The sequence below is a fragment of the Aeromonas sp. JL9 genome (assembly GCF_024436075.1).
GTDB classification, from domain to species: Bacteria; Pseudomonadota; Gammaproteobacteria; order Enterobacterales; family Aeromonadaceae; genus Aeromonas; species Aeromonas veronii.
Genome location: NZ_JANFNV010000006.1, coordinates 45,573 through 58,743, shown reverse-complemented (window position 1 = coordinate 58,743; position 13,171 = coordinate 45,573). Strand labels below are relative to the sequence as shown.

General features: G+C 61.2%; 11 protein-coding genes. All 11 read left to right on the top strand.

Features of this window, described 5'->3' with window-relative positions:
- The 11 genes from ftsL (at position 1) to ftsA (ending at position 13,163) form a co-directional block, all read left to right on the top strand.
- The gene (ftsL, locus tag NOM06_RS06655) at positions 1 to 315 is read left to right on the top strand and encodes a cell division protein FtsL (RefSeq protein WP_005336166.1); all 315 of its coding nucleotides are present in this window, start codon (positions 1 to 3) and stop codon (positions 313 to 315) included.
- Entirely contained in the window at positions 312 to 2,066 is a 1,755-nt protein-coding gene (locus NOM06_RS06650; RefSeq protein WP_005336163.1) for a peptidoglycan glycosyltransferase FtsI, read from the top strand. The genes ftsL and NOM06_RS06650 overlap by 4 nt, the downstream gene beginning before the upstream one ends.
- Positions 1,999 to 3,531: a UDP-N-acetylmuramoyl-L-alanyl-D-glutamate--2,6-diaminopimelate ligase gene (gene murE / locus NOM06_RS06645; protein ID WP_201990591.1), complete on the top strand. Its 1,533-nt coding sequence runs from the start codon at positions 1,999 to 2,001 to the stop codon at positions 3,529 to 3,531. The genes NOM06_RS06650 and murE overlap by 68 nt, the downstream gene beginning before the upstream one ends.
- Positions 3,528 to 4,883 carry a UDP-N-acetylmuramoyl-tripeptide--D-alanyl-D-alanine ligase gene (gene murF, locus NOM06_RS06640; RefSeq protein ID WP_219264554.1) on the top strand — a complete coding sequence of 452 codons (1,356 nt, stop codon included), beginning with the start codon at positions 3,528 to 3,530 and terminating at the stop codon, positions 4,881 to 4,883. The genes murE and murF overlap by 4 nt, the downstream gene beginning before the upstream one ends.
- Positions 4,877 to 5,959: a phospho-N-acetylmuramoyl-pentapeptide-transferase gene (mraY, locus tag NOM06_RS06635; RefSeq protein ID WP_005355120.1), complete on the top strand. Its 1,083-nt coding sequence runs from the start codon at positions 4,877 to 4,879 to the stop codon at positions 5,957 to 5,959. The genes murF and mraY overlap by 7 nt, the downstream gene beginning before the upstream one ends.
- A 4-nt stretch (positions 5,960 to 5,963) precedes the next feature.
- Positions 5,964 to 7,247: a UDP-N-acetylmuramoyl-L-alanine--D-glutamate ligase gene (murD, locus tag NOM06_RS06630; RefSeq protein WP_255910592.1), complete on the top strand. Its 1,284-nt coding sequence runs from the start codon at positions 5,964 to 5,966 to the stop codon at positions 7,245 to 7,247.
- Positions 7,244 to 8,425, top strand: coding sequence for a cell division protein FtsW (gene ftsW / locus NOM06_RS06625; RefSeq protein WP_005336154.1), 1,182 nt, complete (start codon positions 7,244 to 7,246; stop codon positions 8,423 to 8,425). The genes murD and ftsW overlap by 4 nt, the downstream gene beginning before the upstream one ends.
- Complete coding sequence (murG, locus tag NOM06_RS06620; RefSeq protein ID WP_181497036.1) at positions 8,425 to 9,507, top strand: undecaprenyldiphospho-muramoylpentapeptide beta-N-acetylglucosaminyltransferase; 1,083 nt, start codon at positions 8,425 to 8,427, stop codon at positions 9,505 to 9,507. The genes ftsW and murG overlap by 1 nt, the downstream gene beginning before the upstream one ends.
- Positions 9,508 to 9,618: 111 nt before the next feature.
- Positions 9,619 to 11,073 carry a UDP-N-acetylmuramate--L-alanine ligase gene (murC, locus tag NOM06_RS06615; RefSeq protein ID WP_005336150.1) on the top strand — a complete coding sequence of 485 codons (1,455 nt, stop codon included), beginning with the start codon at positions 9,619 to 9,621 and terminating at the stop codon, positions 11,071 to 11,073.
- 97 nt (positions 11,074 to 11,170) lie between these two features.
- Complete coding sequence (locus NOM06_RS06610; protein ID WP_040068917.1) at positions 11,171 to 11,923, top strand: cell division protein FtsQ/DivIB; 753 nt, start codon at positions 11,171 to 11,173, stop codon at positions 11,921 to 11,923.
- Positions 11,904 to 13,163 carry a cell division protein FtsA gene (ftsA, locus tag NOM06_RS06605; RefSeq protein WP_005336148.1) on the top strand — a complete coding sequence of 420 codons (1,260 nt, stop codon included), beginning with the start codon at positions 11,904 to 11,906 and terminating at the stop codon, positions 13,161 to 13,163. Before NOM06_RS06610 ends, ftsA begins: the two co-directional genes overlap by 20 nt.
- The last annotated feature ends 8 nt before the right edge of the window (positions 13,164 to 13,171 follow it).

Here is a 13,171-nt window from a genome sequence, read left to right as displayed (position 1 = left end):
ATGAGCGAAGTGCGTGTTCATCTGGCCAAGGAGATCGTTGCCGATCTCTGGCGGCACAAGCTGCAGATTTTTCTGTCGGTCGCCGTGCTGGTGACCGCGTTTGCCGTGATCCTGGTGACCAACATGACCCGTGGTCTGACGGCTAAGCAGAACGATCTGATGGCAGAAGAGGATCGCCTCAATATCGAATGGCGCCACCTGCTGCTGGAGCAGGGCACCCTTGCTGAACACTCCCGGGTGGCGAGTCTGGCGATGGACAAGTTGCAGATGGGTCGTCCGCTGGTGACCACTGAGAAGGTAATTACCCAACCATGAAACGCAAGGCTACAGCCAAAGCTGCCAAAGCGAATGTCAAAGCGCCATCGATCTATCCGTGGCGCTTTCGCACGCTTGCGGTGTTTATCGGCATCGCGTTTGTGGGTCTGATCCTGCGTCTGGCCTGGATCCAGGTGATCAATCCGGATCGCCTGCGTCAGGAAGGGGACATGCGTTCCCTGCGTACCACCTCTACCCAGGCGGTGCGCGGCATGATCACCGATCGCAACGGCGAGCAGCTGGCGGTTTCGGTACCGGTCGAGGCGGTCTGGGCCGATCCCAAGACCGTACACGAATCCGGGGCCATCAATAATGAGCGCGCTTGGCTGGCGCTCTCCGCCGTGCTCAAGCTCGATATCAATACCCTCAAACACCGCATCGCCAACCCCAGCAAGCGCTTCGTCTATCTGCAGCGTCAGGTTACTCCTGCGGTGGCGGAATATATCAAGGGGCTCAAGCTGGGTGGCGTCTACCTGCGCCCCGAAGCGCGCCGCTTCTATCCGACCGGCGAGATCAGCGCCCATCTGGTGGGGGTGACCAACATCGATGGCAGCGGTATTGAAGGGATCGAGCGCAGCTACAACGAATGGCTGACGGCGACCCCCGGCGAAATGCGGGTGCGCAAGGATCGTCAGGGGCGCGTCATCGAGCGGCTTGGCATCGTCAAAGAGGGCAAGAACGCCAACGATCTGCAGCTCAGTATCGATCAGCGGGTGCAGGCTCTGGCCTACCGTGCCCTCAAGCGGGCAACCGACGAGAACAAGGCGACCTCCGGCTCCATGGTGATGCTGGATATCAAGACCGGTGAAGTGCTCGCCATGGTCAACACCCCCTCCTATAACCCGAACAACCGCGGCCAGTATCAGAGCTTCCGGGTACGCAACCGGGTGGTGACTGATACCTACGAGCCGGGTTCGACCGTCAAGCCATTGATTTTGCTCAGTGCCTTGCAGGCAGGTGTCACCAGCTGGAAAGATTTCATTCCCGGTGGTCCGCTCTTTATCGGTGCCAAGCAGATCAAGGACGTCAGTATCCACAAGGCGACCAACCTCTACGATATCCTGCGTTACTCCTCCAACATTGGTATGTCGCGCATCGCGCTGCGGATGCCGGCGCAAGAGATGATCAACACCCTCAGCATGTTCGGTTTCGGCATGGATACCGGCAGCGGGCTGATGGGCGAGAGTAGCGGCATGTTGCCCCAGCGTCGTCGCTGGTCCGATATCGAGCGGGCAACCCTCTCGTTCGGTTATGGTCTGCGAGTCACCCCGCTGCAGCTGGCTTCCGCCTATGCCACCCTGGCCAACAAGGGCAAACGGGTGCCGCTCTCCATCGTCAAGGTGACTACGCCGCCCAAGGGTGAGCAAGTTATTGATCACAACAACGCCGCTGCCATGTTGCAGGCGCTGGAGTATGTGGTCGACAACGCCATTCCAAAAGCCAAGATCCCGGGCTATCGGGTCGGCGGCAAAAGTGGTACCGCCAAGGTCGCCGTCGCCGGTGGCTATGGCAAGGATTACATGGCCTGGTTTGCCGGTTTCGCACCCGCCAGTGATCCCCGTTTCGTCATGGTGGTGGTGATCAACGAGCCAAAAGGCAGCGCCTACTATGGCGGCGCCGTAGCGACCCCACCGTTTGCAGAGGCCATGGGCGGGGTGCTGCAGCTCTTCAATATTCGTCCCGATGCGGTGCCGCCAGCGGTGCCCACCAAACTTGCCCGTACGGAGGCTTCTCTTGTCCCGCGCACTTGATGCATTACTGCGCCCCTTCGGTATCCAGGCGCCGGCGCTAAACCTGACCGATATCCAGCTGGATAGTCGGCGGGTTGGCCCCGGCTCGCTCTTCGTGGCCATTCGTGGTCATCAGGTGGATGGCAGACGGTTTATCGAACAGGCGGTGGCTCAGGGAGCGACCGCTGTTGTGTTTGAGGAGGATGGTGAATTTATCCCACCATCGACTCCGGTTCCCTGTATCGGGATGCGGGATCTGCCCGCTCACCTCTCAGCACTCGCAGGTACCTTCTACGACCAGCCAGCGAACAAGCTGCAACTGGTGGGGATCACCGGCACCAATGGCAAGAGCACCACGGCGCTGCTGGTCGCTAACTGGCGCACCCTGCTGGGTGGCAAGGCCGGAGTGATGGGCACCATCGGCAACGGCCTGTTTGGCCATCTGATCGAAGCGGAAAACACCACCGGCAGCGCCGTGCAGGTGCAAGCCAATCTGGCTGCGCTGCAAGAACAGGGCGCGGATCTGGTGGCGATGGAGGTCTCCAGCCATGGTCTGGTGCAGCATCGTGTTGCCGCACTGCCGTTTGCCGCCGCTGTCTTCACCAACCTGAGCCGGGATCACCTCGACTATCACGGCACCATGGAAGCCTATGGCGCGGCCAAAGAGCAACTGCTGCAACTGGTCGATGAGTCGAATGCGGTGATCAACCGCGATGACGAGCTGGGTTCCAAGTGGATTGAAAAATACCCGGCAGCGGTGGCGTTCAGCGTTAATGGTCCGATTGAAAACCATCACGGCCGTCAGTTAACGGCGCAGCAACTCGATTTTCACCAGCAAGGTTTTCGCGCGCAGATTAACTCCAGCTGGGGGAATGGTGTATTATCCGCCCCCTTGCTCGGGCGCTTCAACGTCAGCAATGTGCTTGCCGCGATGGGTGTGATGCTGGTGATCGGTTACGACTTCCATGAGCTGCTGGCGACAGCGCCTCAATTGCAGCCGGTGACAGGCCGCATGGAGTGTTTTGGCGGTGGCGATACGCCGCTGGCGGTGGTCGATTACGCCCACACCCCGGATGCACTGGAGAAGGCATTGCAGGCCCTGCGGGTGCACTGCACAGGCCAGCTCTGGTGTCTGGTCGGTTGTGGTGGCGACCGCGATCGCGGCAAGCGCCCCATGATGGCCGCCATGGCCGAGCACTATGCGGATCGCGTGATCCTGACCGACGACAATCCCCGTACCGAGGAGCCGGCCCGGATCATGGCCGACATGGTGGCGGGTCTTCGCGATCCTGCTGCGGTGCAGGTGGAGCACGACCGGGTCAAGGCGATTGCGCTGGCCATCGGTCAGGCGAGCAAACAGGACATCATCCTGGTGGCCGGTAAGGGTCACGAGGATTATCAGATCATTGGAACCGACAAGCGGCACTACAGCGACCGGGAAACCGTCGCGGCCGCCTTGCACACATTATTGGAGTCATTCAAATGATGACCCTCAGGCTTGCCGAGCTGGCGCAGGTACTCGATGCCCGTCTGATTGGTAACGATGGCGAGATCACCGTTGTCAGTACCGATACCCGCACTCTGGGCGCGGGTGCCCTGTTCGTTGCTCTGCGCGGCGAGCGCTTCGATGCCCACGATTTTTGCGAGCAGGCCGTTCAGGCAGGGGCCTCTGCCCTGCTGGTTGAGCGTGAACTGCCGCTGGCCATCCCCCAGCTGGTGGTAGCCGACAGTCTGAAAGGACTGGGCCGACTCGGTAAACTGGTGCGCGAGCGTATCAACCCGAAAGTGCTGGCCATTACCGGCAGCTGCGGCAAGACCACGGTGAAGGAGATGGCAACCGCCATCCTGCGCAACGAAGGGGAAGTGCTGGCCACCGCTGGCAACTTCAACAACGAGGTGGGCGTGCCGCTCACCCTGCTGCGCCTCGAGCCGCAACACAAGTTTGCGGTGATGGAGCTGGGCGCCAACCATCCGGGCGAGATCGCCTGGACCACTTCACTGGCCAAACCCGATGCCGCCATCATCAACAATGTGGCGGCGGCCCATCTGGAGGGCTTCGGCTCGCTGGAAGGGGTGTTTCACGCCAAGAGCGAAATCTTTGAGGGCTTGAGCGAGGGTGGCACCGCCATCGTCAATGCCGACAACGAATTCTGGCCGAAGTGGCGGGAACGCGGCATTCAGTGCGCCTTCTCCATCGACGATCAGAGCCAGCCGTTCCACGCGCGCAACCTTGTGCTCAACGAACGAGGCTGCGCCGAGTTCGTGATGGTGACCCCGCAAGGCGAGCTGAGCCTGACTCTGGCGATCCCGGGTCGCCACAACGTGGCCAATGCGTTGGCTGCTGCCGCGGGCTGTCTGGCCCTCGGCGCATCCCTCGCCTGTGTCAAGGCGGGGCTGGAACAGATGGCTCCGGTCAAGGGGCGCTTCTGCGTGCAGCGCTGGGGCGGTCTGACCCTGGTGGATGATACCTACAATGCCAGCGTGGAATCCGTGCTGGCGGGCATCGATGCCCTGACCGCCATGGGCGGCTTCAAGGTGCTGGTGTTCGGTGATATGCGGGAACTGGGTGAGGAGTCTGCCGAGCAACACGCCCGGGTTGGCCGTCATGCCCGCGAGCGCGGTCTGGATGCCGTGCTGACAGTGGGGGAAGAGAGTCGCCACACCGCAGATGCCGCGGTTGGCCGACATTTCGATAACAAGGCGTCGTTGTTTGAAGTGCTTGCGCAAATGATAAATACACATCAGGAAATTTCGATTCTGGTCAAGGGGGCCCGTGGCTCCCGCATGGAAGATATCGTCGAGATGGTCAAAGGCCATCGGGAGTCAGCCACATGCTAGTCTGGCTGGCCGAACTGCTCACCCCGCACTTCACCTTCTTCAACGTCTTCTCCTACCTGACGTTTCGCGCCATCCTGTCGATCATCACCGGACTGGGGGTTGCCCTCTGGATGGGGCCGCGGCTGATACGTCGCCTGCAGATCCTGAAATTCGGTCAGGTGATCCGCAACGATGGTCCCGAGTCCCACCTCAGCAAGCGGGGCACCCCGACTATGGGTGGCCTGATGATCATTGCTGCGATTTTCACGTCTGTGCTGCTCTGGTGCCGCCTCGACAACCCTTATGTCTGGCTGGTGCTGTTTGTGCTGGGTGCCTACGGCGCCATCGGCTTTGCCGACGACTACCTCAAGGTGGTGCGCAAGAATACCGACGGCCTGATCGCGCGCTGGAAGTATTTCTGGCAATCCGCGGTAGCGCTGGCGGTGGCGGTGTTCCTCTATGCGACTGCAACCCATGAGGGACAGACCCAGCTGGTGGTGCCTTTCCTCAAGGATGTGATGCCGCAGCTTGGCCTGATGTTTATCGTGCTGACCTACTTTGTCATCGTCGGCACTTCCAATGCGGTCAACCTGACCGACGGTCTCGATGGCCTGGCCATCATGCCGACCGTGATGGTGGCGGGGGGCTTTGCCCTGATCGCCTGGGCCACCGGTAACGTCAACTTTGCCAACTACCTGCACATTCCCTACGTGCCCTATACCTCCGAGCTGGTGATCGTCTGTACCGCCATCGTCGGGGCGGGTCTGGGGTTCCTCTGGTTCAACACCTATCCGGCGCAAGTATTCATGGGGGACGTTGGTTCCCTGGCGCTGGGCGGCGCGCTCGGCACCATCGCCGTGTTGGTCCGTCAGGAGTTCCTGCTGGTGATCATGGGCGGTGTCTTTGTGATGGAGACCGTCTCGGTGATCCTGCAGGTGGGTTCATACAAGCTGCGCGGCGTGCGGATCTTCCGCATGGCGCCGATCCATCACCACTACGAGAAGAAGGGCTGGCCGGAGCCGCGCGTCATCGTGCGCTTCTGGATCATCACCCTCGTGCTGGTGCTGCTGGGTCTTGCCACCCTGAAGGTGAGGTAAGGCCATGGTCATCATCATCGGATTGGGCAAAACCGGACTCTCCTGTGTCGATTACTTCCTCGGCCGTGGCGTGACGCCACTGGTGATGGATACCCGTGCCAACCCGCCCGGCAAGGATCAACTGCCGCCGGAGGTTGAGCTCATTCACGGGCTCGACGAGGTACTGCTCAAGCAGGCGCACATGATCGTCGCGAGCCCGGGTATCGCGCTGGCGACCCCCGAACTGAAAGCGGCTGCCGAGTGTGGTGTGCAGATCGTCGGTGACATCGAGCTGTTTGTTCGCGAGACCCAGACCCCGGTCATCGCCATTACCGGCTCCAACGGCAAGAGCACCGTTACCACCCTGGTGGGTGAGATGATTGCCAAAGCCGGCCTCAATGTCGGCGTGGGTGGCAATATCGGCACGCCTGCACTGGAGCTGCTCAAGCAGCCGATGGATCTCTGCGTGCTGGAGCTCTCCAGCTTCCAGCTGGAAACTACTCACAGTTTGCGTGCTGCCGCCTCCGTGGTGCTGAACCTCTCAGAAGATCACATGGATCGCTATCAGGGCATGGCCGACTATCGCGCCGCCAAGATGGAGATCCATCAGCACTCCAAACACATTCTGGTCAATCGCGACGATGCCCAGACCCTGCCCGATGTGGGTCAGGTGTGGCAGAGCTTTGGTCTTGATTGCAATGGCTATGGCCGTTGCCTGCTGGATGGTCGCTACTGGTTGACCCTGCACGGCGAACCGCTGCTGGCGGTGGACGAGATGAAGATCGTCGGTGCCCACAATCAGGCCAACGCCCTTGCGGCCATGGCGCTGTGCGATGCGGTCGGTATTCCTCGTGCGGCTCAGCTTACCGTGCTGCGTCGTTTCGAGGGCTTGCCCCATCGTGCCCGCTTCGTGCGCGAGGTGAACGGGGTGCGCTGGATCAACGACTCCAAGGCCACCAACGTGGGAGCCACGCTGGCTGCCGTTGCCGGTGTGCGCGAGTCGGTCAAGGGGCGCCTGCTGCTGCTGGCCGGTGGTCAGGGTAAGGGGCAGGATTTTGGCCCGATCCAGGCGCTGTTGGGCAACCAGATCGATCACATGTACTGCTTCGGTCAGGATGCCGAGGTGCTGCTGGCACTGGGCGAGCAGACCGAACGGGTGGCCGACCTGGCCGCTGCGGTTGCCAAAGCGGCGGCCGATGCCAAGCCCGGTGACTGGGTGCTGCTGGCGCCAGCCTGTGCCAGCCTCGATCAGTTCAAGTCGTTCGAGGTGCGTGGCGATCGCTTCACCGAAATGGTGCTGGCGCTATGAACGCCCTTCGCGCAGCAGCAGGTCTGTTCCAGCGCTGGTTGTTACCGGCGCGTCCTGCCGGTCTCTACGATCGGCAGCTGGTACTGCTGGCGCTCTCCCTGATGGCGGTCGGGGTGGTCATCGTGGCCTCGGCGTCGATCCCCGAGGGGATTGCGCTGGGGGATGACCCCTTCATGTTTGTGAAGCGTCACGCCCTGTTTCTGGTGATGGCGCTCGGTATCTCCTGGTTTGTGTTGCAGGTGCCGATGGCGCGCTGGCAACAGCACAACGGCCCCATGTTGCTGCTGGCGATCTTGATGCTGGTGCTGGTGCTGCTGGTGGGCCGCAACGTCAACGGTGCGGTGCGCTGGTTGCCGCTCGGCCCGTTCAACCTGCAGCCTGCCGAGTTTGGCAAGCTGGCGCTGTTTGTCTATCTGGCCGGCTATCTGGTGCGGCGCCAGAGCGAAGTGCGTGAAGCCTGGATCGGTTTCCTGAAACCGCTGGCGGTGTTCGGGGTACTGGCGGTCTTGCTGCTGTTGCAGCCGGACCTGGGTTCCACCGTGGTTATGTTCGTTACCTCGTTTGGCATGCTGTTTCTGGCCGGTGCCCGACTGGGGCAGTTTTTGACCCTGATCGGCGCGGGCCTCGGCTCTGTGGTGATGCTGATCATCGTCGAGCCCTACCGGATGCGGCGGGTGACCTCCTTTATGGATCCCTGGGCCGATCCGTTCGGCAGCGGCTACCAGTTGACCCAGTCGCTGATGGCGTTTGGCCGTGGCAGCTGGTTTGGCGAAGGGCTTGGCAACTCCATCCAGAAGATGGAGTACCTGCCGGAAGCGCACACCGACTTCGTGTTTGCGATCCTCGGTGAAGAGCTGGGTTACGTCGGGGTGCTGGGCGCCCTGTTCCTGATTTTTGCGTTGGCGGTCAAGGCGCTCAAGCTGGGGCATCGCGCGCTGGTGGCCGAGCGGCTCTATGACGGTTATCTGGCCATCGGCATTGGCATCTGGTTCAGCTTCCAGACCTTCGTCAACGTTGGCGCGGCCAGCGGTATGATGCCGACCAAGGGCTTGACCCTGCCGCTGGTCAGTTACGGTGGTTCCAGTCTCATCATCATGTCGGTGGCGGTGAGCATGTTGATTCGAATCGATTTTGAGTTGCGTCAGGCGACAGCCCAGGCGCGCGTGCGGGAGGTTTAGTGAGCAAGACTCTGTTGGTGATGGCAGGTGGTACCGGTGGGCATGTGTTCCCCGGTCTGGCCGTGGCCGATCGCCTGAAGGCCCAGGGCTGGACTGTCCACTGGCTCGGCACTGCCGACCGGATGGAGGCGGAACTGGTACCCGCCCACGGTTATCCCATCTCCTTCATCGATATTCAGGGAGTACGTGGCAACGGCATCAAACGACTGCTGGTGGCGCCCTATCGCATCGTCAAATCGATCCTGCAGGCGCGTCAGGTGCTCAAGACCGTTCGTCCTGATGTGGTGCTCGGCATGGGCGGTTTTGCCTCCGGCCCGGGTGGCGTGGCGGCCTGGTTCTCCGGCATCCCGCTGCTGCTCCATGAGCAGAATGCTGCTGCCGGCATGACCAACAAGCTGCTGGCCCGTATCGCCAGGCGGGTCTTGATGGCATTTCCGGGCGCCTTCGCGCCGAGCCGTCGTACCGCCGTGGTGGGCAATCCGGTGCGTCCCGAAGTGGTCGCCCTGCCGGATCCACAACTGCGCAGCGGAGCCGAGCCGTTGCACCTTCTGATAGTGGGCGGAAGTCTGGGGGCGCGGGTGCTCAACGAGCAGGTACCTGCTGCGGTGGCGGCATCCGGCGTGCCCATTGAAGTGCGTCACCAGTGTGGCAAGGGCAATGCCGAGACTGTCTCTGCTGCCTATGCCCAGCACGGCATCAATGCCGAGGTGAGCGAATTTATCAAGGATATGGCCAGCGCCTACGCCTGGGCCGACCTGGTGGTCTGCCGTGCCGGTGCGCTGACTGTTTCCGAAGTGGCTGCCGCCGGTGTGGCCGCCATTTTCGTGCCGCTGCCCCATGCGGTGGATGATCACCAGACCCGTAACGCCCTGACCCTGGTCGACGGCGGTGCGGCCGAGTTTCTGCCCCAGTCCGAGCTGAATACCGCTTCACTGGCGGCACGCCTGACCTGGCTGGCTGGTCGCCGGGAGACCCTGTTTAACATGGCGAAAGCGGCTCGTCGCGTCGCCATTACCGATGCGGCCGAGCGGGTTGCGGATGAGTGCAAACAGCTTGCAACCGGGCAGCGTGGTAAAGATTGATGAGCAAGGTTGCAGCGGTGACACCGGGCAGCCTTGTACCTGTATGTATTGACGCCGCCGTGCAGCCGCGCTTTGACGGCACACGGCCTGCGGCAGACTAAAGAGACGATTATGACCAAGGTTGAACTGGCAAAACTGCGTACTGTGATCCCCGAAATGCGCCGCGTGCGTCGCATCCACTTTATCGGCATCGGTGGTGCCGGTATGGGCGGGATCGCCGAAGTGCTTGCCAACGAAGGGTATCAGGTAACGGGTTCTGATCTGGCTCGCAACGCCGTAACCGAGCGGTTGGCCGGACTGGGTGCTCACATCTTTGTCGGCCACAGTGCCGAACACGTTGAGGGTGCCAGCGTGGTGGTGGTCTCTACCGCCATCAAGCAGGACAACCCGGAGCTGCTGGCTGCCCGCGAACTGCGGATCCCGGTGGTGCGCCGCGCCGAGATGCTGGCTGAGCTGATGCGTTTCCGTCACGGCATCGCCATTGCCGGTACCCACGGCAAGACCACCACCACCAGTTTGGTGGCGAGCATCTATGCCGAAGCCGACCGCGACCCGACCTTCGTCATCGGTGGCCTGCTCAACAGTGCCGGTACCAATGCCCGCCTGGGCAGCAGCCGCTACCTGATCGCTGAGGCGGACGAGAGCGACGCCTCTTTCCTGCATCTGCAGCCGATGGTCTCTATCGTGACCAACATCGAAGCGGATCACATGGATACCTACGGCGGTGATTTCTCCAAGCTGAAGGCCACCTTCATCGAGTTTCTGCACAACCTGCCCTTCTACGGACTGGCGGTGGTCTGCATCGATGATCCGGTGATCCGTGGCATGTTGCCCGAGATTGCCCGCCCGACCCTGACCTACGGTCTCTCTGATGATGCCGACGTGCAGGTGCTGGATTTTGTCCAGACCACCAACCACAGCTGCTTCCGTGTTCGCCGCAAAGAGGCCGGTGAGCTGCAGGTGACCCTCAATTTGCCGGGTATTCACAACGCATTGAACGCCGCAGCGGCGATAGCTGTCGCGACAGAGGACGGTGTCAGCGATGAGGCCATCATCTCTGCTCTGGCCAAATTTGAAGGGGTTGGTCGTCGCTTCCAGCAGTATGGCGAGTTTGAAACCGGTCGCGGCAAGGCGATGCTGGTGGACGATTACGGTCACCACCCGAGCGAAGTGAAGGTCACCATCAACGCCGCCCGTGCCGGTTGGCCCGAGAAGCGCCTGGTGATGGTGTTCCAGCCGCACCGTTATACCCGCACCCGCGACCTCTACGAGGACTTCGCCGATGTGCTCTCCAAGGTAGACGTGCTGGTGATGCTGGAGGTTTATGCTGCCGGTGAGGAGCCGATCCCGGGCGCTGATGGACGGGCACTGTGCCGCTCCATTCGCTCGCGCGGCAACTTGGAACCTATCTTCGTCGCTACACCGGATGACGTGCCAGCCGTGCTGGCCGACCTGATCGGCGAGGGGGATTTGGTGCTGACTCAAGGCGCCGGGAACGTCGGGGCGCTGGCCCGTCGCCTCGGAGAGATGAAATTGAGCATAGATAGCATGAAATCTGGCGCCTGAGGGCCCAATGAGTATTTTGACCGCCAAGCCGGGGCCTATATAATGGCGAACCGGTCTGTCAAAGGCCGGTTTAGCGCGTTACACGGGGATCGATCGGGTGGAGGCAAGGGCACAGGGGCGCACCAAGGGTGGCTTCATCGCAGGGGTAGCATTTTTCCTGCTGGTGATATGGGGCTGCTACCGGACGGCGCTGGATGTTAAAGGTTGGCTGACAGATGCCAACCGGTTGCCCATGAGCGAGCTGTTGCTGCAGGGGCAACACCAGTATTTGCAAACCGAAGAGCTGCGGATGGCCGTGCTGGATGGCGCCGAGCTGCGCAACTTCTTCGAATTGGATGTTAACGAATTGCAGGCAAGGCTCAATGCCTTGCCATGGGTGGCCTCGGTCTCGGTACGAAAGAAGTGGCCGAACAAGATCAAGATCTACCTCACGGAACAAGATGTGGCGGCGCGCTGGAATGGCAACCGCTTCGTTAACACCCAGGGCAAGGTATTCAGTGCCCCGGATCGGGTCAAGACGCCGCTGTTGCAGCTGTCAGGGCCGGATGACCAGGCCGCCCGGGTGTTGAAAGAGAGTCGGCAGTACGAGTCGCAACTGGCTGCCAAGGGATACAAGTTGCTGGGGGTGAATCTGACCCCCCGCCATGCCTGGGAACTGACCCTGGATGGCAATATCAAGCTGTTCCTGGGACGCAATGACATTGCGCTCCGGCTGCAGCGGTTTATCGATGCCTTCCCGGTTATCGAACCCCGTGCGCAAGTCGCTTACGTGGATCTTCGATACGACACCGGAATGGCAGTTGGCTGGAAGAAGAGCGAAGAGAAAGTGCATGACCAACACCGCAGATAGGAATTTGATTGTCGGACTGGATATCGGCACAACCAAGGTGGCGGTTCTGGTCGGGGAAGTATTGCCGGACGGTGAACTGAACGTCATCGGTATGGGCAGTCACGCTTCTCGCGGAATGGAGAAGGGCGGGGTCAATGACCTCGACTCCGTGGTCAAGTCACTGCGCCGCGCGGTGGAAGAGGCAGAGATGATGGCAGACTGCCAGATCAGCTCGGTCTATCTGGGGTTGTCCGGCAAGCATATCGACTGCCGCAACGAGACCGGTATGGTGCCCATCTCCGATGAAGAGGTGACCCAGGAGGATGTGGACAACGTGATCCACACCGCCAAGTCGGTTCGCCTCTCCGATGAGCTGCGCGTGCTGCATGTCCTGCCTCAGGAGTTTGCCATCGATTATCAGGAAGGGATCAAGAATCCGGTTGGCCTCTCCGGTGTGCGGATGGCAGCCAAGGTTCACCTGATCACCTGCCATAACGATATGGCCCGCAACATTGAGAAATGTGTGGAGAAGGTCGGTTTGCGTGTGGATCAACTGATCTTCTCCGCGCTGGCCTCCAGCTATGCGGTGTTGACCGAAGACGAGAAAGAGCTGGGTGTCTGCGTGGTGGACATCGGTGGCGGCACCATGGATATGTCGCTGTTTACCGGCGGAGCCCTGCGCCACACCAAGGTGATCCCGTACGCTGGCAGCACTGTGACCAGCGACATCGCCTACGCCTTCGGCACGCCGCCGCTCGACGCGGAAGCGATCAAGGTGCGCTACGGCTGTGCCCTCGGTCGTCTGGTCAGCAAGGAAGACAATATTGAAGTACCCAGTGTCGGCGGTCGTCCGGCGCGCAGCCTGCAACGGCAGACACTGGCTGAAGTGATTGAGCCCCGTTACACCGAGTTGCTCTCCATGGTGAATGATGAGCTGGTGCGGGTACAAAGCGAGTTGAAAGCGCAGGGGGTCAAGCATCAGCTGGCAGCCGGTGTGGTCTTGACCGGCGGCGCTGCCCAGATTGAAGGCATTGTGGAGTGTGCAGAGCAGATCTTCCAGAGCCAGGTCCGGGTGGGAGAGCCCATGAACATACGTGGTTTGAGTGATTACGTGCAGGCACCGGTGTACTCGACTGCGGTCGGGTTGCTGCAATATGGCCGTACCCATCAAGCCACAGGTAGCAACAAAGAATATGCCGCCAAGGCAAGCGTCGGTGGCCTGGTCAAACGGGTTAGCAACTGGCTGCGTGGCGAGTTCTAAGAATTTTG